This is a genomic window from Corynebacterium sp. TAE3-ERU16 (assembly GCF_019209935.1).
Classification (GTDB): domain Bacteria; phylum Actinomycetota; class Actinomycetes; order Mycobacteriales; family Mycobacteriaceae; genus Corynebacterium; species Corynebacterium antarcticum.
This window is the reverse complement of the sequence record NZ_JAHUTN010000002.1, coordinates 11,843-32,420: the sequence shown is the minus strand read 5'-3', so window position 1 is coordinate 32,420 and position 20,578 is coordinate 11,843. Positions and strand designations below refer to the sequence as shown.

Genomic DNA, 20,578 nt, shown 5'->3' with positions numbered 1-20,578 from the left:
CAGAATGACCGTGACCGGTAGTGAAACCGCTCCGCCCGAGGACACACGTCCTGCGGTGCGCGGCCGGAAGTTCCACATGGCGCTGATAGCCTCGCTGTACAGCACCCAGAATCTCAGCCTCGCCATGTTCGCCTACGCGTTCCTGACCATCGCCCAGGCCGGCGGGGTACCTCTCACCAGGATCGGTGGGGCCAGCGGGCTGGCGACCCTCCTCGTCCTGAAGTTCCTGTGGGCACCTGTCGTGGACAGGTTCGGGTCCGACAGGTTCGGGCACTACCGGAGCTGGCTCATGGCCATGCAGATCACCCTGGTCGCCGGTTGCGCGCTGTTGAGCTTCATCGACCCCGTCGGACAGTTCTCCGTTGCACTCGTCGTGTTCGGGTTCCTGTTCATCGTGGCGGGTACCCAGGACATCGCGGCCGATGCGACGGCGACCCGGCTCCTGTCCGCCGGCGATCGCGGACTGGGCAACGGCTTCCAGTCGGCGGGAAGCGCATTCTCCCAGGTCGTCGGTGGCGGGCTCGTCCTCGTCATCTACGACACCGCCGGATGGCAGGCCGCCGCACTCAGCCTCGCCTTCTGGAGTGCGGTCCCGCTTCCGTTCGTCCTCCTGTGGCGCGAACGGCAGAGCACCGCCCGGCTCCCCGAGCCCGGTGTGAACGGGAACGTGATCCGCTCCTTCTTTGCGGATCGCGCCCGGCGACAGTGGGCACTGGTCCACATGCCGCTCTACTTCGCCGGGGTCGCCGTGGCGTACAACCAGGTGCGCCCCATCCTCGTCGCCGCCGACTGGTCGGCCACCCGCATCGGGATCCTCTTCGTGATCTGCGGAAGCCTGTTCGGGATCGTCGCCGGGATAGGCGCCGGAATCCTCACCCGGAGATGGTCACGACACCGTGCGATACGGACCCTGGGGCTGATCCAGGCGACGACGACCCTCGGGGTGGTCCTGCTCGCGCTCGGCATGACCGGCACGTGGGCCGCGACCCTCATCATCGGGATCCTCTACGGAGGCGTGGCCGCCACGATGACCGTGGTGTACACGGTGGCGATGGACCTCACCCGCTACGAATCGGCCGGGACCGACTTCACCGTATTCAGCACCCTCGCGGCGCTCGTGATGGTCCTGTCGGCCGGAGGCGGCATGGCGCTGTCCGGTCTGATCGGCTTCCTGCCCGTCTCCGTGGTCGCCGTGGTCCTGGCCTTCATCGGGGTCGGTGTGGTCATCCGCGGGTGCGGGCCGGTGCTGGAGGCAGCTGCCGTCAGACAACCCGGAGCGAACTGAACGCTCCGTCGGTGAGGATGGGGACGACAGTGGAGGCATCGAGATCCGCGGCGACGGTGGCATCCTCCTCGAAGCCCATGGCGGTGAGTTCCCGCCCGCCGACGCAGTCGGCCATAAGCGACCCGAGATACTCCTGCACCCCGGCGAACAGACCGGCCGCCGCGAGAGCCTCCGGACTGCACACCCCGATGTGGCGTGGTGTGACGAGCGCACTGAGGATCGCCCCGGCACCGAGATGATCCTCCAGCGCCGGTCGCAGAGACCCGTCCCCACGCCAGCGTTCCCCGGCGGCGATGACCGAGACACTCCGTCCCACATCCACCTGCTGCGCCGCCCACCGGCCGACGGCCGTGGCGTTTCGCAGACAGCCGGCGACGACTCCCGCGCCGTGCTCCGCGAGGACCGCCGAGATCGTCGAGCCGTTGGGGGAGGGGAGCACGATCCGCGGGACCCGGGTGGCGGTGAGCAGCCCGGCCGGTGAGAGCGAGATCCCGTGGGCTCCCGGTGCGGTACCTGCCTCGAGTCGACCGACCGCGAGTGTCGCACCGTGTTCCGCGGCGAACTCCGCAGCCCGGGCATCCTTCCACCGGCAGGGGTACACCGTCATTCCCCGCTCCGCGGCGACCGTCACGGACGTCGAGAAACTCAGTACGTCCACGATGATGTTCACGTCCGCGGCACACCGCCGCGCGCCCTCCGGGCCCCAGTCCATGCGGATCGCGTAGTCGGCCTGCCCGAAATAGTCACTCATGGGGTCAAGCGTAACGGCACCGGTCGACCGATTGCCGCGGTGCCCGTCCGCCGGAGGAGACGGCCCCGATGCGATCAGCTTCTCGGCGCGTACGGGGAGCGATCCGCCCGGAACGACAGGTACCCGGTGACATCCGTGGGCAGGTCTTCCCGTCCCCGGTGTTCCCGGACAGCCCGCACGGTGTCCGGATACCGGGAATACCGGGCGGCGATCCCGCCGTCCGAGGTCTTCCGGTCGGGAGCGCCCGCGACCCTGCCGCCGAGAATGAGTGGGCGACACGCGTCGGGGACGGGTCGGGACGACCGGCGGCGAAGTGGAGGAGCGTGGTGAAGAATGCCGGGCCGAGTTCGTGGATCTTCGCCGCGCCTCAGGTATTGAATGCCCGGTAACCGGCCTCGGCCGATTCCCTGCCGGCCTGCAGCCCCGCGGGGAGCCGCCCGGGGTGTCCGCGGGTCCCTCAGCGGTTGAACTCCCCGGTACCCCTGCAGGTCGTACTGCGCCGCTCCCCGGGCGTAGCCGGAGGCATAGAAGTTCGCCTCGTCCGTCTCGGTGCCGTCGCCGATGTTCTCCCCGAGTTCGAAGAGTCTTTTCCCGGTCACCGGGAGGTACTGGTGATCAGGCTGATCCGTCAGGAACGGTGGCGGCGGGAACGGAACCGGGTCAGGATCCTTGTACCACTGGCCGATCCAGTCGGATGGCCGGAAGCGTTCCCGCTGTCTCTACACCAGCTCCACGAACCTCGAATGATCGGAGCGTTCATCGTCCGTCCACATCAGTTCCTCGTGGATCTGGTGCTCCGTCGACTCAAGTTTCGTGACGAGAGCGTCGAGGTAGGCAGGGCTCAGCTTCATATCTCTCTTTCCCTGAATGAGTCGTCCCGCCGTTCTTCCCGTCCACGGGTTCTGATGGGTCGGGACACTGACCGGGATGGGGTCAGGCGAGATCCCGGGTGGGCCTGGTTCGCCGAGTGAACAAACCGGTGTCCGATGCCGGTTTCGTCTTCACGCACCACGCGATGATGGCGATACCGAGGAGGGTGGAGAGCACGGAGCCCTCCAGACCGAATTCCCCGCCGTTGAGCAGTTCACTGCCGCTCGGCGCCGAGGACAGGACGGAGCCCGGCAGTGCGTTGCCCGAGACGTGCGAGCCGTAGAGCATCGAGAGCACGAAATTCCAGCCGCTGTGCCAACCGGCGACGAACCAGGCGTTACCGGTGCGCCAGTACATCGTGCCGAAGACGACGCCGTAGAGCACCAGGTTCACCATGCCGAAGATGGTCAGGTTCGGGTTGCTCAGGTGGATGAAGGCGAACAGGATCGACGACAGGCCGATGGCTCCGGCCACGGTGATCCGTGCCGCGTAGGCGGGAATGATGAAGAAGCGGAAGAGCAGTTCCTCGAAGAAACCCTGGAACGCGAAGAACACAGCCGCGAGTAGGAGCACCCACAGTTCGCTCGCTTTCAGGGTGAAGGAGACGTCGAGAGCCCCGAAGATCACGTTGATCAGGTAGACGACGGTCACGGCGGCGAAACCGAACCCGACGCCCGTGGCCCAGGTACCGAAGCGGTTCTCCCGGACCATGCCCAGATCGGGCAACGTCAACCGGAAAAGTTTCGTGAGCAGCAGAACACACAGGAATACGATTACGATGCGTCCGATGGTTGACCCGATGCTGATCGGTGAGGCCGGGGTCAGGGATGCGAGACCACCGAAAAGCTCACTGATGATCTCCACGAGGATGTCACCGCAGGTCAGAAGTACCAGGGCGAGGATCGTGGGAACGATGACGCAGATGATGAAGTTGCGCCTGCGCCACGGGACCACGTGCTCATCGAAATTCACCGCAGGTACGGGTAGCGTCCTGGTTTTCGGCGCCGCGTGGCGTCCCGAACTGGAGGATTCTGGTTCTGTTGTCGGTGACATTGGAAAGGTCCGTTCTCTGTGGAAAAGGGCCGCAGCCTGGTCCCGTTGTGCCCGTCGGTATGCGACGGGCGGCGGGTCTGACTGCCGGGTACGGACACCACTGCTGTAGTGGGCCCGAGGAACAAAGTGATCGTGCTGTATCCCACGCTACACATTCGGACCGGAAATGAAACGGTTCCATGCGGGACCGCCGTCGGGGGTGGAACGGTATCTGCGGCTTGCTTCGGCGACACGACATGTCCATTCGGGTGTTCGACCCCGGGAAGCGAGGGGGGACGTTTCGCACGGGATGAGAAAACACGGACCGTGAGACTCACCTCATCACGGCGGACTCCGTGAAGGGCGCGCCTCCGCTCGTCGTGGAACCGAAGCCCGGCCCCGCGAGAGTGGCCCCGCGGGTCCGGGACACCGCGTAGCGTCAGCGCAGTGAGTCCGTGATCCTCACGGTCTCCACCGCGACGCGGGTGACCTTGGCGATCAGATCCACGATGTAGCGAGGATTGTCGACCTCATCGCACCAGTCGTTCGGATCGTTGACGATGCCGGAGGCCTTGTCCTTCTTCACCTGGTAGCGGTCGATGATCCACCCGAGCGCGGAGCGTGAACCGAGGAGATAGCGCTCCGCCTCCTCCGGGATACCCGAGACGGTAACCTTCGGGCTGTAGATGATCGTGGTCGTGTCGTTGACGTTCTTGCCCGTCTCGGGATCCTTCTTCTTCGCCCACTTCATCTTGGTCACCCGCCACGTCTCCCGGTCGTCGGGATCAGCGGACTTCTTCACCCGCACATCGACCGGATAAGGATCGACGTCCTCGTAGTTGACGTGCAGATCCATCAACGTCCGTCCGGCCTCGGTGAGCTGATCGAAGCGTTCGCGTGACGACGGCGTTTCCACGTGCGGCAACATCTTCTTCAGATCCGCGGCGTAGGCCGCCCGATAGTTCGGGTCGTGCAACTGCCCGTAGACGAAATGGAAGATGTCGTCCTTGGAGATGTCACCACCGAGCGCATCGCGGTAGATGGCGAGAATCTCATCGGTGATGTTGTCCACCCGCCGGTAGCCGTCGAGAATCTCACCTTCTGTGCCTGACTTGGCTTCCGACGTGGTGGCGGAGCCGAAGTCGAGGGTTCCCGCCGGGGCTTCGACCGGTTCCCAGGTCCAGCGGGGGAAAAACTGGCCTGTGTGCAACGTGTGAATATTCGGGAGAAGATTTGTCGAGATCACCGTGTACTCGTACATTGCGGCGGGCCCAGTCATCATTATTCCGACATTGTCGTGCTCTGCTGTCGGGAACATCTTGGGGAGTTGGTAGACCATGTCATTCACGGCCCGGTCAAAGTAGCAGTGTTGTGTGGTGAATGGTCGGTAGAGAGATTGCCTGAAACTGCGCTCCTGTAGCGAGATCTCATGACCCTGGGAAAGCTGGTTATTCAGGCTCCGGTTCCACGAGATTGTGGTCGTGTTCTGGTACTCGGGATTGTGTTTGAGGAATTCAACGACACGTTTCCCGGAGTGGTTCTCCGTAAGCTGTGAAGAATTCCAGATTCTGAAATCTCGTCTCGCTGACTCGTAGGTGTCCAGGAACCTAGCCATGTTTTGCGTCAGGGTGGTCTTACTCATCGAGTAGCACCACGCGTCGCGTGCTGTAGCAAGGCCTCGGGAATGTACTGAGAAAAATCCCGTGGTGGTCAATTTCTTATCTCCCAGTGCAGGCCACGTCTCAAACTCGTCCGAACGCTGGTTTACCCAGTCGCCGTGGTTATTCGGGATGATTTTCTCCCACTCAATGCTCTCTGCCGAGCCATGTTCGACGATCGCGAGTTTCTCTTCACGCGTGAGATAGTCGCCGATGTCCCGGTAGTGGATCGTGCAGGATTCAGCGTTCGGTGTCTTGATACCTATGAAGATGGCGACGGTGTTGCGGCTGCCTGAGCCGAAGACTTTTCCACCTTCTTTTCGAGACTGTTCCCCGGCGGTCCGCTGGTTTCCCCGGAGGTTGAACACGTAGATCTCGCTGAATTCATCGGCGAGGCTCAACCGGATTCCGTCCGCGGTGTTGCCGTCGATCCAGCCGCCGTTGGACACGAATGCGACGATTCCGTGGTCGCCGATGCGGTCGGTGGCCCAGCGGAAGGCGCGGAGGTAGGAGTCGTAGAGGCTGTTCTTGTTAGTGGCCGTCGAGTGTGCCGCGTAGGTTTCCTCGATACGCCTGTCCAACGTCGGGTACTTCACGTTCGCGTTGAGATCGTTGGCGTTGTTCTGCCCCACGGAATAGGGCGGGTTACCCACGATCACGTGGATGGGCGCGGACTTCTGGCGCTCGATGCGGTCGTTGTTCTCCACGAAAACTCCCAGATCCATGGCGTCGTCGTCCTCGGTGATCTGGAAGGTGTCGGCCAGTGCGATGCCCTCGAACGGCTGGTATCCGCCCGCATTGCCGTCCTCGTCTGTGTTGAGTGCGGCGTAGGTGGTCTCGATGTTGACGGCCGCGACGTAGTACGCGAGGAGCATGATCTCGGTCGCGTGGATCTCGGTGGCGTACTTGCGTACCAGATCCTCTCTGCGGATCAACCCGGACTGGAGAAGCCGCACGGGGAAGGTACCCGTGCCGGTGAACGGGTCGAGGATGTGCACGCCCTCATCGGTGAGGCCACGCCCGAAGTGTCTGCGGGAGGCCCAGTCCGCGAAGCGGTTGATGAAGTCGACGATCTCCACCGGGGTGTAGACGATGCCGAGCGCCTCGGACTGTTTCTTGAATGCGAGTTTGAAGAAGCGCTCGTAGAGGTCCTTGATCACCTGCTGCTTGCCTTCGGCGGTGGTGACCTCGGAGGCGCGGACCCGGACGGACCGGTAGAACCGCTCCAGGGATTCGGTCTCGGATTCGAGGTCCTTGTCCGAGAGTGCCTCGACCATGCGTTGCATGACCCGGGAGACCGGGTTGTGCTGCGCGAAGTCGTGTTCGGCGAACAGTGCGTCGAAGACGGGCGCGGTGATCAGGTGTTGGGAGAGCATGCTGACGGCGTCGTCGCGGGAGATGGACTCGTTCAGGTTGGCGCGCAGCCCTGTGAGGAACTCGTCGAACTCCGCGGAGACCGTCGGATCGACGGTATCGAGCAGCTGGTTGATGCGCCGGATCTGCGCTTCGGCGATGCCGGCGACGTCCTTCGCCCAGTCCTCCCAGTAGGTTCTGGTTCCGACCTTGTCCACGATGCGGGCGTAGACGGCCTCCTGCCACTTCTCCATGGAGAACAGTGCCAGCTGGCGGCTGGAGAAGGCGTCGTCCCGCGTTTCGGAGTCGTCTACGTTCCTCGGCGTCGGTGCCGGTGTCGAGATCTCGTCACCCGACACCAGGGGCTCCGGGGATCCGGTGGTGTTGTCCTCTACCTCGAAGAGCTGGTCGTCGATGTATCCGGTCTGGATCTTGCTCGCCAGGGCTTCGCTGCTGGCGTTGAGTTTCGCGGAGTTGACCGTCGCGTTGAAGCGCTCGTCGTGTGCACGCAGCGCGTTGAGGATCTGCCAGACGACCTTGAATTTCTGGTTGTCGTTGAGTACCTCGGAGGGCTTCTTGTCACCGGGGATGCTGATGGGCAGGATGATGTAGCCGTAGGTCTTCCCCTCCGATTTACGCATCACCCGACCGACGGACTGCACGACATCGACCTGGGAGTTGCGCGGGTTCATGAAGATGACCGCGTCGAGGGCCGGTACGTCCACGCCCTCGGAGAGGCACCGTGCGTTGGTGACGATGCGGCACTCATCCTCGGGGACCGCGTCGGACTTCAACCAGCGCAGCACGTTGCCGCGCTGGAGGGCGTTCATGGTCCCGTCGACGTGCCTGGTGTCCACGGTGAGATCGAGGTTCCGGGTGGAGATCGACTCATTGGTGGCGGACTTCTCCTCCAGGTTCCGGGAGTAGACCCGGGTGACCGAGGGGAACAACTGGGTGAACTGCTTCGAGGAGGCGATGTTCGAGGCGAACAGCACCGCGCGGCGCATCGGCTGGGCGCCTTCGGGGAATCCGGTGGTTGAGCCCTTTCCGGTGTCGATAGCGTCGGTGGAACGTTTCGCCAGCCCGTTCCACGCGCCGATCATCTTGGACACGTCATCGAGGTTCCCGGCCTCGCCAGCGAGCTCCAGGGCGCGGGGGATGGTGTCGGCGGCGATCCGGTCGTTGATGCCGAGCACGAGGACCTTGTAGTCGGTGAGCAGGCCCTTCTCCACGGCTGCACCGAAGCTCAGGCGGTGGAACTCGGGTCCGTAGGTGTCCTCGTCGTCCATCGAGCACAGCTCGGCGGAGTGCTCCTCCGCTCTGTCCTTGATGTCCTCGCCGAACAGTCGGGGAGTGGCTGTCATGTACAGCCGCTTCGTGCCCCTGATGTAGGAGTTGTCGTGGATCCGAACGAAGTGTGAGGGATCCTCGCCGGCGAGGGTGATGCCGGTGGTGCGGTGGGCCTCGTCGCAGATGATGAGGTCGAACGGGTCGGCGCCGTTGGTGGTGTTCTGGGCTTCGTGGATGGCCTGGAGTGACTGGTAGGTGGTGAACACGACCGTCAGGCCCTTAGCGCGGCGGCGGTGGCGCATCTTGGCGGCGAGATCGACACCGTTCGTGGTCACCGGTACCTCGAGCTCGTAGGTGGCGATGTCCTCGGCGTCCTTGGCGACCTTCCTGTCGGAGCACACGGCGTAGGCGCGGAGGTCGTGTTCGGAGTGGGTGGTCCACTCCTTCAGTGTCTGCGAGAGCAGGGAGATCGACGGGACGCAGAACAGGATCTTCGCCTGGCCTCCGAGGTCCGTGGCCAGCTGCTCCGAGAGCTTCAGCGCGGTGAACGTCTTTCCGGTGCCGCAGGCCATGATCAGCTTGCCGCGGTCGTGGTCCCGGAAACCGGCGAAGACCGCGTCGATGGCCTCCTTCTGGTGTTTGCGGGCACGGAACCGCTTGCGCTTGGTCAGGGAGAACTCGATGGCGTAGTCCGAGTCGGGGTACGCGATCTGCCAGTCGATCGGGGCGTCGGCGATCTCGGCGAGACCGATGCGCTGGACCGGGATGGTCTGTCCCTCGAGTGAGGCCTCGGCGTTCTTTCCCCACCTGTCGGTCGTGGAGACGATGATCCGGTTGCTGAAGGACTTCCGTTCGCCGGTGTCGGTGACGAAGGTGCGGCCCGATGCGGTGTAGAAGGAATCCAGGTGGGATTTCTGCAGTGTGGTGGTGGGCTCGTAGAACTTGCACTGGATCGCCGTCCAGGAGTCGTCCTCGGCGCGGTGTGCGACCAGGTCGATGCCGGTGTCCCCGGCGCTCGGGTCCTTGTACTTCCAGTCGTTCCAGCGCAACACCTCGTCGTACTCCTGCGCGTACATGGGGTGGAGCTGGAAGTACCGCACCATCAGTTTCTCGAACTCCAGCCCTCTCGCTGCGTTGGAGTCGAGTTCACGGAGCGCTGTGACGACGTCGTCGACGGAAACCTTGGAAGCCATGGGGACCATTGTGGCGTAGGGGAGTGGGTACCGCGACGCTTGAGGTCGGTGTCGTCGCTTTCAGGGGGTGGTGGAAGGTGCGCAAGGTGGCCCAGACCCCTTGACGCACCCGACGAAAGATGATGTGCTGCCAGCAAATACTGTTCGCCCGGGATTCGAGGAGCTGTCCATGACCTACAGACATTCGCCGCTCGCCGGTGTCGGAGCTGTCCTGCGAGGGGAGATGGGGGTATTGTCGGCCTGCGCCGCGTGGGCCGGTGTCGTCGTCCTCCTTCTTTCCGCGACCGTGTTCGGTGGTCCGGTCCTCCTCATGGTGCCGGTGATCCTCATCGTGCTGGCGGTGCGGGCTGCGCGGAGGGGTGCCGGTGTCCTGGAGTGGACGGCGGTCGCCTCGGTGGGGATTCTCCTCGCGTCGCTCGGCTATCTGACGGCGGCGTTCTCCGTGGGGATCGACGCCGCGGATGCGGGTCTGCCCGTGCCGTGGTGGACCGATCATGTCGGCGCCGGTCTGATCGTCGTGGTCGTGTCCCTGGTTGCCGCGGTCGCGTTCTTCTCGGCGGCGTGGGCGCGGACCCCGTCGGGGCCCCGGACGGCTTCGGAAAGCTGAATCTGGCCGGAAAATACCAGGCCACGTCCAGGTAATGCTGTTGCCCGCGGTTGTCGCGCGCGTGAGCTGCCACGGGTCTGCCCCGGGGGTGCCGGACAAGTGGAGTCTCCGTGTCGAAGCCGCGGAGACGACGGGATTCTGTGGCAGTATGGAGCTGTTGCCGAAACTTCTCAGGTGCCGTTTTCCGGGCGCCGGAGAGCCCACTTCCGTTCTTGTGAAAGCAGTCAGCGTCTTCATGCCCAACCTGGTCAAACTCCGCCGTGTCCTTCCCGTCACCCTCATGGGGATCGGGCTGATCGTAGGGGCGCCCCAGGCGTCCGCCGCCGAGGTGGACCCGATCGCGGAGTTCAACCATCAGGTCACTTCGGTGGTGGGACAGATCCAGTCCGACATCGACCGAGCCTTCGACGGTGCACTCCGGGCCGGGACCGGGATCGGCTCCGCGGAGACCGCGGAGCGCCTCAACGAGGCGGCCGTCGCCGGTGGACTCGGTCAGGTCATCCCCGACAACGTCATCGAGGCCGCTGCCGCGGTCGCGCCCGCCGGTGACACGGGCGCCACGATTTCCCCCGCCGCCGGGGAGTACGCCGATCCGGTCCAGCCTGCGAACGCGGTCGTGACCGGGGACGAGGGGGTCGAGGCCTTCGACGCGTCCCGCCGCGGACCGAACTACCGCTGGCGTTCCGATGTCGTCTCCCAGTTCATGGCGGGTCGTCCCGGCCCGGTGCTCAACCGCGTGAACGGCAGCTGGTTCGACAGCCCGGACATCCCCGAAGAGTCCTTCGCCGCGCAGCGTGAGGGCAGGTCTCTCTTCGGTCCCGGAACCCCGGTGTTCATCGGCCCGACGACCCTGTGCACGCTCGGTGTCGCGGGTTACGACGCGGAGGGACGCGCCGTGGGCATCACGGCCGGTCACTGCGGAAATCCGGGCGAGGAGGTCATCTCCGCGGACTCGTGGTCGGTCGGTCCGGCGGGCAGGGTCGTCGCCTCGAGCAGGAACTACGATTACTCGGTCATCGAGTTCAATGAGCGGGCGGAGATCTCGCGCAGCTACAACGGTGTCACCGTGAATTCCGTCGGAGGTTCGCCGGCTACCGGTGAGCAGCTGTGCAAGCGGGGGGTCGCCACCGGGCACACCTGCGGCATCTCCTGGGTCAGTGAGAAACGCGTCAACTTCTCCCAGGTGTGCGCGATGCGCGGGGACTCGGGTGCCCCGTTGCTGGCCGGGGACCGGCTCGTCGGGGTGGTGTCCGGTGGTGTGTTCCCGGACCACAACCTGTCGTGCCGCACGCCGCTCCAGGGTCCTTTCTTCATGCCGACCGTGAGTCCCACCATCGACGCGATCACCGACAACCTCGACGCGAGGGGCGACGTCGGTGCGGGATTCACCCTCCCCGGTGACGGGGAGCGGCGCTGATCCCCGTGACGGGTTCTGAGTAGTGACCGCACGGAGAAAGCCGGCCTTCGGGCCGGCTTTTCCGTTTGTCCGGGTGATCCGGGCGGTGTCAGACCCCGAACCGGCCCAGGACCTCGTCATGGAGCAGCCCGTTGGTGGCGAGTGCGTCGCCACCTGCGGGGCCGTCCGCTCCCTTGAGGGAGGTGAAACGGCCTCCGGCCTCGGTCACCAGGACCGACAGCGGGGCGAGGTCCCACAGCTCCACCTCGGGTTCCGCGGCGATGTCCACGGCACCCTCCGCGAGCAGGCAGTAGGAGAGGAAGTCCCCGAAGCCACGCAGGCGCCACGTGTCGTCGGAGAGTTTCAGGAAGGCGTCGAGCAGCCCCCTGTCCCGCCAGCCGTCCAGCGAGGAGAAGGACACCGAGGCGTCGGCGATGTCGGAGACCCGCGAGACCTCCAGGTGCTTCGGTGATCCGCCGGAGAAGGAACGCCACGCGCCCTGCCCCTCCGCGGCCCACCAGCGGCGCGCCAGCGCCGGTGCGCTGACCACGCCGACGACCGGTTTTCCGTCGACGAGCAGGGCGATGAGGGTGGCCCACACGGGCACGCCTCGGACGTAGTTCTTCGTGCCGTCGATCGGGTCGATCACCCACTGGCGTCCCTCCAGCGTCGCGTCCCCGCCGAACTCCTCGCCGAGTACGGCGTCCGCGGGTCGCGCCGTGGAGAGTCGCTCGCGCAGCAGCTTCTCGCACGCCAGGTCCGCGTCACTCACCGGGGTCATGTCCGGCTTCGATTCCACGGACAGGTTCGCGGCCTCGAAGCGGTCGAGGGTGTGGGTGTCCGCGGTGTCCGCGAGTTCGAGGGCCAGGGCGAGGTCGTCGGCGTAGGTGTTCATGGGAGCCAATGGTAGGCGAGAAGTACGGGTCCATGGGTCGCGGAGGGGAGAGGTGTGGAGGCCCACTGTCGAACAAATGAAAAGAATCACATGGACAAATGTTCTCCCGCTGGGTCACAATGGGCTCAGAAATACGGGGCGACCGCCCGGTCGTCCCCCGAGAACGACCCATGAGGAGTTGCGCCATGAGCACCGAATCCACCCCGCACATCAACCCCAAGGGCGCCCCCATCGCCGAGACCATCCTGCTGCCCGGTGATCCGCTGCGCGCGAAGTTCATCGCCGAGACCTACCTCGAGAACGCCGTCCAGTTCAACGACGTCCGCAACATGCTCGGCTACACCGGCACCTACCGGGGACGCGAGATCTCGGTCATGGGCTCCGGCATGGGCATCCCCTCCATCTCCCTGTACTCCTGGGAGCTGATCAACGTCTTCGGCTGCCGCAAGCTCATCCGCATCGGGTCCTGCGGCGCCCTCCAGAGGGAACTCGACCTCTACGACGTCGTCGTCGCGCAGTCCGCGTCGACCGACTCGAACTTCCTCTCCCAGTACAACGTCCCCGGCACCTACGCCCCGACCGCCTCCTGGCGGCTGCTGTCCGCACTGCAGGAACAGGCACGTGAACAGGGCGTCGACACCCACGTCGGCAACATCCTGTCCAGCGACATCTTCTACCACGCCGACGAGACCGCGAACGACCGCTGGGCGAGGATGGGCGTGCTCGCCGTCGAGATGGAGACCGCCGGCCTCTACGCCGTGGCAGCCGCCAACGGTGCCGATGCGCTCGGCCTGTTCACCGTCTCCGACAACATCGTCACCGGCGCCAGGACCACACCCGAGGAACGCCAGACCGCGTTCACCCGCATGATGGAACTCGCCCTGCCGCTCGCAGGCGTCTAGAACATCCGCCCGCGACCCGAGGAGCGACACAACAATGGACACCCCCAGTCCCGCAGGGTACGGCGTCAACCCCAAGAGAGCTGTGCCGATCCTGCTCTTCAGCTTCGTGTTCTGCCTGGTCATCGACAACGGCTTCAAATTCATGTCGAAGCCGATCGCCGATGCGCTGGACCTGAGCGTCACCACCGTCAGCCTCCAGGCCACTCTCGCCGGAATCGTCATCGGCATCGGTGCGGTGGTCTACGCGGCCCTCGCCGACGCCTTCTCCATCAGATCCCTGATGATCACCGGCATCGCCCTGATCGTCACCGGCTCACTCATCGGCTTCTTCTTCCAGAATCTCTGGCCGATGGTTCTCGCCGGTCGCGTCATCCAGACCACCGGCCTCGCGGCGGCGGAGACCCTCTACGTCATCTACGTCACCAAGTACCTGGACGCGAAGGACCGGAAGACCTACCTCGGTTTCTCCACCTCCGCATTCCAGGCGGGGCTGCTCTTCGGCATCCTCGGATCCGGCTTCCTGGCCACGACCGTGTCCTGGACCGCGATGTTCCTGGTGCCGTTGATCCTCGTGTTCACCATCCCGCTGCTGATCAGGAGGGTGCCACCGGCGAAGGCCGTGTCCAGCCACCTGGATGTGCTCGGTCTGTTCCTCATCGCGGTCATCGCGACCTCCGTCATGCTGTTCATGCAGGACTTCAACTGGATCTACCTGGCCCCGGTCGTTCTCGGCACCGCGTGCTTCATCTGGCACATCAGCGCGCACGAGGGCGCCCTGGTCCGTCCGGAGTTCTTCACCAACAGGCGCTACGTCTGGGCACTCGTCCTCGTGCTCGTCGTCTACTCCGTGCAGCTGGCCTACATCTTCATGTTCCCGTTCGCCACGGCTGACCTCCACGGCATGGAGATCGATGAAGCGTCGATGCTGCTGGCCCCCGGTTACGCCGTCGCCATCGTCGTCGGTGCGCTGTCCGGCAAGATCGGAGAGCGCCTCACCTCCCGGCAGACGATCGCCGTCGCGCTCGGCGGAATCATCCTCGCGCTGGCGCTGCCCGCGGTGTTCACCACGGCCGGCGTCGCGGTTCTGGTCATCTCGATCATCCTGTTCGCCTCGGCGTTCGCTCTGCTCTACGCGCCGCTCGTGTCCACCGCGATCTCCACGATCCCGGCGGAGAAATCGGGGGTGGCCATCGGTTTCTACAACCTGACCATCAACATCGCCATCCCGGTCGGTATCGCGTACACAGCGAAGCTCATGGACCTGAAGCTCGAGTTCTTCCGGTTCGCCACCACCGCCTCATCGGACACCGGCGTCCAGTACGCCACGGTCCTCTGGACCATCACCCTCGTCGCGGTGGTCGGCAGCGTGATCTACCTGCTCGCCGACCGGAGGATGACGGCGGAGGAGAGGCGTGCCGCGGCACCCGTCGCCGCAGACAACCGGCCCTCCCCGCTCCCGGACTGACACCCGGGTCCGGAACGCACCACCTCCACGGGACACACGGAGAGCCGCCCGATGCCGGATTCAACCGGTGTCGGGCGGCTCTTCGTTACTGATGGATCAGCCCCGGGTCAGTCCTCCGGGTAGATACCGCCGCTGGCCTGACGGTAGACGTACGCGAGCGCAGCCGCGTACGCGGGCGAGGCGATCAGCAGGCCGAGGCCGAGAATCAGGGCCGCGATACCCAGGATCAGGCCCCACAGGAGCGAGAACCCCAGCAGTGGGAGGTAGTTTCGCGTGCCGGCCTGGAACCCGCGGGTCGCGGCATCGCCGAAGGACGCCCCCTGATCGAGGACGAAGAGGAACATCAGCATGAACAGGGGCCCGATCAACAGGACGGCGAGGTTGATGATCATCTGGACGATCAGTCCGCCAGTCGTGTCGGAGTTGTACATATCGGGAATGATGTACGGGACCCAGGACGTGAGGATGTTGACGATCAGGAGGAAGAGCAGGGCCTTGCCGAGATTGGGGTTGTCGAAGAAATCGCTGAAGGTGACCTTCTTGCCGTCGGCCGCCTTCAACGCCGCGGAGGCGAACAGTACCTGTGCCGCGACCAGTATCAGGATGAAGAGGATCAAGAAGCCGATGTTGAACGTGAAGGCGCCCGCCGTCGCGGGATTCTCCGGATCGAAGGTCCCGCCCTCCGGCAGGCTGCTCATCATCATGAAGAGCCCGATGGTGAATGCCGCGATGGACAGGATGCCCACGATGAGGGAGCTGACGATCCACGGGCCGGGCGAGGCGAACACGGTGCGGAAACCGTAGCCGACGCTATCCAGGACGCGGACCTTCCCGTCGCCCTGCACCATGCGACGTCCACCGGCACCGTAGGGCGCCGCCCCGGCATAGCCGGCCGTGCCGTAGGGATCGTTGGCACCGTAGCCGGGCTGACCGGCGGACGTGCCGTAGGGGTTGTCGGATGCCCCGTAGCCCGCGCTGTCATCGGACCAGTAGCCGGGGTCGTTGGGGCCACCGTACTGACCACCGGAACTGTTGTCGTTCTCGGGGTGGTAGTCGCCGCCCGGATACGAGGGGTAGTCGTCCTTTGCCACTGTGTGTTCTCCTCTGTCTGCACCGTCAGGTGCGTTTTCGGTTCTCGCGGTCGGAGTCTCGTAGTGTATCCGTGGCGGGGTCGGTCACCCCCTTCCAGGGCGATCGTCCCCCGGATGGGATGCACCAGAGTGCCGCCGGGTGATTCCCCGTCCTGTATAGGGCAACCGCAGTCGCCCCGCAAGGGGGTGCCCCGCCGACACCGTACGGAACGGGATTACCCGTGGCGCGGTGCAGCGACCGGAGGCATCCTCGCCAACGTCTCCCCCGGGTGAAACCCGGGAGCACCCCGATCCCGTGGAGAATCCGGGGGCGAGGACGACGCCGGTCCCACGAAGCGGTACTCCCGGTGACGGGGGGACCGGGGTGGCGGCGAGCAGCCGGAGCGGGTCCGGCACGGACGGGGGACAAAGATGTGGAGGTGGGAGGGTGCGACGCACAGAGACAGCGGCCCTCTCGCCGTGTGCCGACACGCGTGGTTTCCCGCACCGGGGGCGGGCGGTGGGACTGCTCCAGGTTTTACCCCTGGGACGTGGACGGGGATTCTCCCGCCGGTTCCCCGGGGACGGTCAGGACCAGACCGAGATGATCTCCTCCACCACGAGCCGGTTCCCGGCCACGCACCACGTTCTTCCGCCCGCCTGCACCTTCCGGCACACGCCTCCCGCGCCCTCGACGAGAGCGCGTCCCGGAAGCCAGTCCCAGTCCGCGACACTGTGCTGGGTCCACGCCCCGAAACGTCCCTCCGCCACCCCCGAGAGGTCGATGGAACCCGCCCCGAGCATCCGGAGCGTCGCGAAGCGGGTGGATACCGCGAGCCATGCTCCGCGCACCGCATCATCGGCCAGGAACGTCGGATGAATGTAGGTGGCGAGGGAGATCTCCGCACCGGGAGCCTCGGCCAGCCGGGCGACGGCGCGGCCGTTCACCGTCGTGGGTAGGTCAGGTCCGCCGAGATGGGTGGTGTTGTGGGAGGGACGGTGCACGGCACCGAAATGCACCCGCGTCGGGGCCGCCGGCGGGCCGTCGACGAGCGCGATCGCGGAACAGAAGTAGTCCGACCCGGCGGTGAAGTTGTAGGTGCCGTCCACCGGGTCGATCACCCACGTCCGGCCCGACCCCGATTCCCTGGCCGCCCCTTCCTCGCCGAGGAGGCCGTCATCCGGCCGGAGCGCGGACAACGCTTCCGCGACGAACTCCTCCGCGGCCCGGTCCGCCTCCGTGACGACGTCGGAGACGGACGTCTTGTAGTCCACCCCGAGCCCCCCGCTGTCCCGGATCGCGAGCGCGAGCTGACCGGCGGTGGCGACCAGGGCACACGCGAGCTCCGGGTCGGTCGAATGCTGGTGAGTGTCGACGAAAGCGGAGACCAGGGCACGGATGTCCGTGCCGAAAAGCGCCCTGAGGTCGGCGGGCACCGGGTTCGGCGGGTGGATTCCCGGCTGTGCGGTGGAGGGAGTGGGGGTGGTTGACGGGTCCTTGCGCCGGTACTGCTCTCTCATGCTGCCCATTGTGCACCGTCACGGTAGTGTTAACCACTGTGCAACCTGATGTAACCGCAGACCTCAATGAACTCGACGCCACGCTCACCACCATCGAGAAGGTGATGGACCCTGAAGCGATGGCCGACCGCGTCCGCGAGCTCGAGGCACAGGCCTCCGACCCGACGCTGTGGGACGATCCCGAGCACGCCCAGCAGGTCACCTCGAAGCTGTCGCACATGCAGGCCGAGCTGCGCAAGGTGGGGGAACTCCGCCAGCGGCTCGAGGACCTCCCGGTCATGTACCAGCTCGCCGAGGAGGAGAACGAGTCCACCGACCTCGTCGACGAGGAGCGCCGCGACCTGCGTTCCGACATCGAGGCCTACGAGGTCAAGACGATGCTCTCCGGGGAGTACGACGCCCGCGAGGCCGTCATCAACATCCGTTCCGCCGCCGGCGGCGTCGACGCCGCGGACTGGGCGGAGATGCTCATGCGCATGTACACCCGCTGGGCCGAGAAGGCGGGGCACAAGGTCGACATCTACGACATCTCCTACGCGGAGGAGGCCGGCATCAAGTCCGCCACCTTCGTCGTCCACGGCGACTACACCTACGGCACGCTCTCCGTCGAGCAGGGCACCCACCGCCTCGTGCGGATCAGCCCGTTCGACAACCAGGGGCGCCGCCAGACCTCCTTCGCCGAGGTGGAGGTCCTGCCCGTCGTGGAGACCACCGACCACATCGACATCCCCGACAACGAGATCCGCGTCGACGTCTACCGTTCCTCCGGGCCCGGTGGACAGTCTGTCAACACGACGGACTCCGCGGTCCGGCTGACCCATGAGCCCACCGGCATCGTCGTGACCTGTCAGAACGAGAAGTCGCAGATCCAGAACAAGGCGTCCGCGATGCGGGTCCTGCAGGCCAAGCTCCTGGAGCGCAAGCGCCAGGAGGAACGCGCCGAGCTTGACGCCCTGAAGGGCGACGGGTCGAACTCGTGGGGCAACCAGATGCGCTCCTACGTGCTGCACCCCTACCAGATGGTGAAGGATCTGCGCACCAACTTCGAGGTCAACGACCCGTCGAAGGTTCTCGACGGGGAGATCGACGGGTTCCTCGAGTCGGGCATCCGGTGGCGGATGGCCCAGCAGCAGTCCGAGAGCTGATCCGGATAGTTCCCCGGATACTCTCCGGGCCCTCCGTGCCTTGTCCGGACGTGAGGACGGCCCCCTTCCCGAGGTCTCGGGAGGGGGCCGTCTCCGTGTGCGGGGTTTTCCGCCGCGGCCGGGCGCCGCAGTTTCTAGCGCACCGGCACTCCGGGGCCGAGGGGCAGCCCGAGGAAGTACCAGACGAGGAAGAACAGGAACCAGCCCACCAGCATCGCGATGGAGTAGGGCAGGGCCAGGGACATCAGTGTCCCGATGCCGGCCCGCTTGTAGTAGCGCTGCAGGAACGTCAGCGCGAGCGCGAAGTAGGGGCTCATCGGGGTGACGATGTTGGTGGGGGAGTCGCCGATGCGGAAGAGCATCTGGCTGACCTCGGGGGAGACACCCACGTACATCATCATCGGGACGACCACCGGGCTCATCAGCGCCCACTGTGCGGAACCGGAGGTCACCATGAGGTTCAGGACGGCGACTAGCAGGACGAAGAGGCCGAAGAGGACGGGGTTGGGGAGGTCCGCCCGGGAGAGCAGCTCTGCGCCGTGGATCGCCGACCAGACACCGAGGTTGGACCAGTTGAAGTAGGCGAGGAACTGGGCGACGGCGAAGAACAGCACCATCATGGGGACGAGGGTCTGGATCCCCTTGGCCATGAACGCGGGGACGTCGGCCGCCTCGGTGATGGTTCCGGTGACCCGCCCGTAGACGATGCCGACGATGAGGAAGTACAGGGCGATGGCCACGGCGATGGAGCGGATCAGCGGTGAGTCCATGACGGCGCCGTCCTCACCCTGGAGGGGTGACCCGGGGACGAACATCGCGGCGAAGTAGGCGGCCAGCAGCACGAGGGACCAGACGGCGACCCGGACCAGGCCGCGCTTCTCCACATCGTGGAGTTCGAGACGTGCCTCGTCCTGATCCTCACCGTCGTCCGTCTCTCCCGCGTCGTCGGTCCCGGTGCCGGTCGCGGTTGAGGCGTCGGAGTCGGCGTCTTTCTCCGCGGAATCGGGTGCCGTGTCCCCGTCCGAGGCGTTCGGTGGGGTCTCGCCGAAGCTGGCGGCCTCGTAGTCGACGTCGTCGTGATCGACGAGTTCGCGGGCCTTGTTCCGCACGAACAGCTCGGTGACCGCGGTGATGATGAGCGCCAGGACCACGGCGGAGGGGACGACGAAGAAGTAGTTCGCCAGTGGCGAGACCTCGTAGCCGGGCTCGACGATCTCCGCCGCGGAGGTGGACAGGCCGGCGAGGAGGACGTCGGTGATGTTGAGGATCAGTGAGGAGTTGAAGCCCGCGGAGCTCGCCGCGAAGGCGACCATCGCGCCGACGATGGGGGAGCGGCCGACGTGGCGGAAGGCGGTGGCCCCGATGGGGATGAGGATCACGTAGACGGCGTCGGAGGCGATGGATCCGGTGACACCGGCCAGCGCCACGACGAACGTGAGCATCGTCGGTCCGACCCGGCCGATCGCGCCCCGGATGGCCGCACCGATCAGGCCCGAATGCTCGGCGACGGCGACACCGAGCATCACGATGATGATGAGTCCGAGCGGCGGGAAGGAGGTGAAGTTCGGGACCGCCTCGTTGATCATCCGCTGGAGTCCCTCCGCCGACAGGAGGTTGGTCACCCGCACTTCCTCGCCGGTGGACGGGTTCGTGGCGGTCATGCCGATCTTCTCGCCGATGAAGCTGGAGACGAGGACCAGTCCGGAGAGGATCACGAAGAGCCAGAACGGGTCGGGGAGCATGTTCCCCAGGCGCTCGACGAGCCCGAGGAAACCGGTCGCGTGCTCCCGCTTCTTCCCGTCTTCGGTGGAGGTGTCCGGTGTCCGGGTGGTGGTTACCTTGTTGTCGGTCATTGCTTCTCGCGACTCCTGGTGTCGGTTCGTGACCACGGGGGTACGGGTGCTGATGGCGTGGGGCGGTGTTGGCGGCACCCCGGTCCGGGGTACCTTACCGAGGCTGGAACCACGTGACGACGGTAGCTGCTGTCGTTCCCCCCGCTGGATTTCGGGGTGGGACCCGTTCCCGGGTTCCCCGCGACGCCGGGTCGTCGCGGGCTGTCGCGGTGTCCGCCGGGAAATCGCAGGTCACAGTAGTACCACAGGTCCGGACAAGGAAGTGGTCAGAGTTTCGCCAGTGGCTGCAATC

The 20,578-nt window shown here is 65.6% G+C and carries 14 protein-coding genes; 6 read left to right on the top strand and 8 right to left on the bottom strand.

Going from position 1 to position 20,578, the window contains the following annotated elements; all coding sequences use genetic code 11:
* Positions 1-4 precede the first annotated feature (4 nt).
* A complete protein-coding gene (locus KRX55_RS02365; RefSeq protein ID WP_218406258.1) occupies positions 5-1,285 on the top strand; it encodes an MFS transporter in 1,281 nt (426 codons plus the stop codon).
* Here the strand turns inward: KRX55_RS02365 and KRX55_RS02360 are convergent.
* The 4 genes from KRX55_RS02360 to KRX55_RS02350 all read right to left on the bottom strand — a co-directional run bounded on the left by KRX55_RS02360 (position 1,263) and on the right by KRX55_RS02350 (position 9,432).
* Complete coding sequence (locus KRX55_RS02360) at positions 1,263-2,036, bottom strand: 2-phosphosulfolactate phosphatase (protein ID WP_218406257.1); 774 nt, start codon at positions 2,034-2,036, stop codon at positions 1,263-1,265. The genes KRX55_RS02365 and KRX55_RS02360 overlap by 23 nt on opposite strands.
* A 719-nt stretch (positions 2,037-2,755) precedes the next feature.
* Positions 2,756-2,887 carry a hypothetical protein gene (locus KRX55_RS11775; RefSeq protein ID WP_255567509.1) on the bottom strand — a complete coding sequence of 44 codons (132 nt, stop codon included), beginning with the start codon at positions 2,885-2,887 and terminating at the stop codon, positions 2,756-2,758.
* Positions 2,888-2,969: 82 nt separating this feature from the next.
* Entirely contained in the window at positions 2,970-3,878 is a 909-nt protein-coding gene (locus KRX55_RS02355) for a CPBP family glutamic-type intramembrane protease (protein WP_218406256.1), read from the bottom strand.
* A gap of 499 nt (positions 3,879-4,377) precedes the next feature.
* Positions 4,378-9,432 carry a DEAD/DEAH box helicase gene (locus KRX55_RS02350; protein WP_218406255.1) on the bottom strand — a complete coding sequence of 1,685 codons (5,055 nt, stop codon included), beginning with the start codon at positions 9,430-9,432 and terminating at the stop codon, positions 4,378-4,380.
* A 169-nt stretch (positions 9,433-9,601) separates the two neighbouring features.
* Between KRX55_RS02350 and KRX55_RS02345 the strand changes: the two genes are divergently transcribed.
* Both KRX55_RS02345 and KRX55_RS02340 read left to right on the top strand, forming a co-directional pair.
* Positions 9,602-10,039, top strand: a complete 438-nt coding sequence (locus KRX55_RS02345) for a hypothetical protein (RefSeq protein WP_218406254.1) — start codon at positions 9,602-9,604, stop codon at positions 10,037-10,039.
* A gap of 235 nt (positions 10,040-10,274) precedes the next feature.
* Entirely contained in the window at positions 10,275-11,456 is a 1,182-nt protein-coding gene (locus tag KRX55_RS02340) for a S1 family peptidase (protein ID WP_255567508.1), read from the top strand.
* Positions 11,457-11,544: 88 nt separating this feature from the next.
* Here the strand turns inward: KRX55_RS02340 and hisN are convergent, their stop codons facing one another.
* Positions 11,545-12,330, bottom strand: a complete 786-nt coding sequence (hisN, locus tag KRX55_RS02335; RefSeq protein WP_218406253.1) for a histidinol-phosphatase — start codon at positions 12,328-12,330, stop codon at positions 11,545-11,547.
* A 185-nt stretch (positions 12,331-12,515) separates the two neighbouring features.
* Between hisN and deoD the strand changes: the two genes are divergently transcribed.
* Both deoD and KRX55_RS02325 read left to right on the top strand, forming a co-directional pair.
* Positions 12,516-13,232 (top strand): purine-nucleoside phosphorylase, encoded by a 717-nt coding sequence (deoD, locus tag KRX55_RS02330; RefSeq protein ID WP_218406252.1) that lies wholly within the window; start codon positions 12,516-12,518, stop codon positions 13,230-13,232.
* Between the two features lie 34 nt (positions 13,233-13,266).
* Positions 13,267-14,697, top strand: a complete 1,431-nt coding sequence (locus KRX55_RS02325; protein WP_218406251.1) for an MFS transporter — start codon at positions 13,267-13,269, stop codon at positions 14,695-14,697.
* A 107-nt stretch (positions 14,698-14,804) separates the two neighbouring features.
* On the opposite strand, the gene KRX55_RS02320 is transcribed toward KRX55_RS02325, so the two are convergent.
* Positions 14,805-15,788 (bottom strand): hypothetical protein, encoded by a 984-nt coding sequence (locus KRX55_RS02320; RefSeq protein WP_200256053.1) that lies wholly within the window; start codon positions 15,786-15,788, stop codon positions 14,805-14,807.
* Between the two features lie 567 nt (positions 15,789-16,355).
* Positions 16,356-17,288 (bottom strand): inositol monophosphatase family protein, encoded by a 933-nt coding sequence (locus KRX55_RS02315; RefSeq protein ID WP_218406250.1) that lies wholly within the window; start codon positions 17,286-17,288, stop codon positions 16,356-16,358.
* Between the two features lie 38 nt (positions 17,289-17,326).
* Between KRX55_RS02315 and prfB the strand changes: the two genes are divergently transcribed.
* The gene (gene prfB, locus KRX55_RS02310) at positions 17,327-18,433 is read left to right on the top strand and encodes a peptide chain release factor 2 (RefSeq protein ID WP_218406249.1); all 1,107 of its coding nucleotides are present in this window, start codon (positions 17,327-17,329) and stop codon (positions 18,431-18,433) included.
* Between the two features lie 134 nt (positions 18,434-18,567).
* Here the strand turns inward: prfB and KRX55_RS02305 are convergent, their stop codons facing one another.
* Positions 18,568-20,175 (bottom strand): AbgT family transporter, encoded by a 1,608-nt coding sequence (locus KRX55_RS02305; protein WP_370625746.1) that lies wholly within the window; start codon positions 20,173-20,175, stop codon positions 18,568-18,570.
* Positions 20,176-20,578 lie beyond the last annotated feature (403 nt).

Bases quoted from the DNA above. Each gene is read 5' to 3' on its own strand.
- KRX55_RS02365 (WP_218406258.1), top strand. From the start codon at position 5: ATGACCGTGACCGGTAGTGAAACCGCTCCGCCCGAGGACACACGTCCT.
- KRX55_RS02360 (WP_218406257.1), bottom strand. From the start codon at position 2,036: ATGAGTGACTATTTCGGGCAGGCCGACTACGCGATCCGCATGGACTGG.
- KRX55_RS11775 (WP_255567509.1), bottom strand. From the start codon at position 2,887: ATGAAGCTGAGCCCTGCCTACCTCGACGCTCTCGTCACGAAACTTGAG.
- KRX55_RS02350 (WP_218406255.1), bottom strand. From the start codon at position 9,432: ATGGCTTCCAAGGTTTCCGTCGACGACGTCGTCACAGCGCTCCGTGAA.
- KRX55_RS02345 (WP_218406254.1), top strand. From the start codon at position 9,602: ATGACCTACAGACATTCGCCGCTCGCCGGTGTCGGAGCTGTCCTGCGA.
- KRX55_RS02340 (WP_255567508.1), top strand. From the start codon at position 10,275: ATGCCCAACCTGGTCAAACTCCGCCGTGTCCTTCCCGTCACCCTCATG.
- hisN (WP_218406253.1), bottom strand. From the start codon at position 12,330: ATGAACACCTACGCCGACGACCTCGCCCTGGCCCTCGAACTCGCGGAC.
- deoD (WP_218406252.1), top strand. From the start codon at position 12,516: ATGAGCACCGAATCCACCCCGCACATCAACCCCAAGGGCGCCCCCATC.
- KRX55_RS02325 (WP_218406251.1), top strand. From the start codon at position 13,267: ATGGACACCCCCAGTCCCGCAGGGTACGGCGTCAACCCCAAGAGAGCT.
- KRX55_RS02315 (WP_218406250.1), bottom strand. From the start codon at position 17,288: ATGAGAGAGCAGTACCGGCGCAAGGACCCGTCAACCACCCCCACTCCC.
- KRX55_RS02305 (WP_370625746.1), bottom strand. From the start codon at position 20,175: ATGCTCCCCGACCCGTTCTGGCTCTTCGTGATCCTCTCCGGACTGGTC.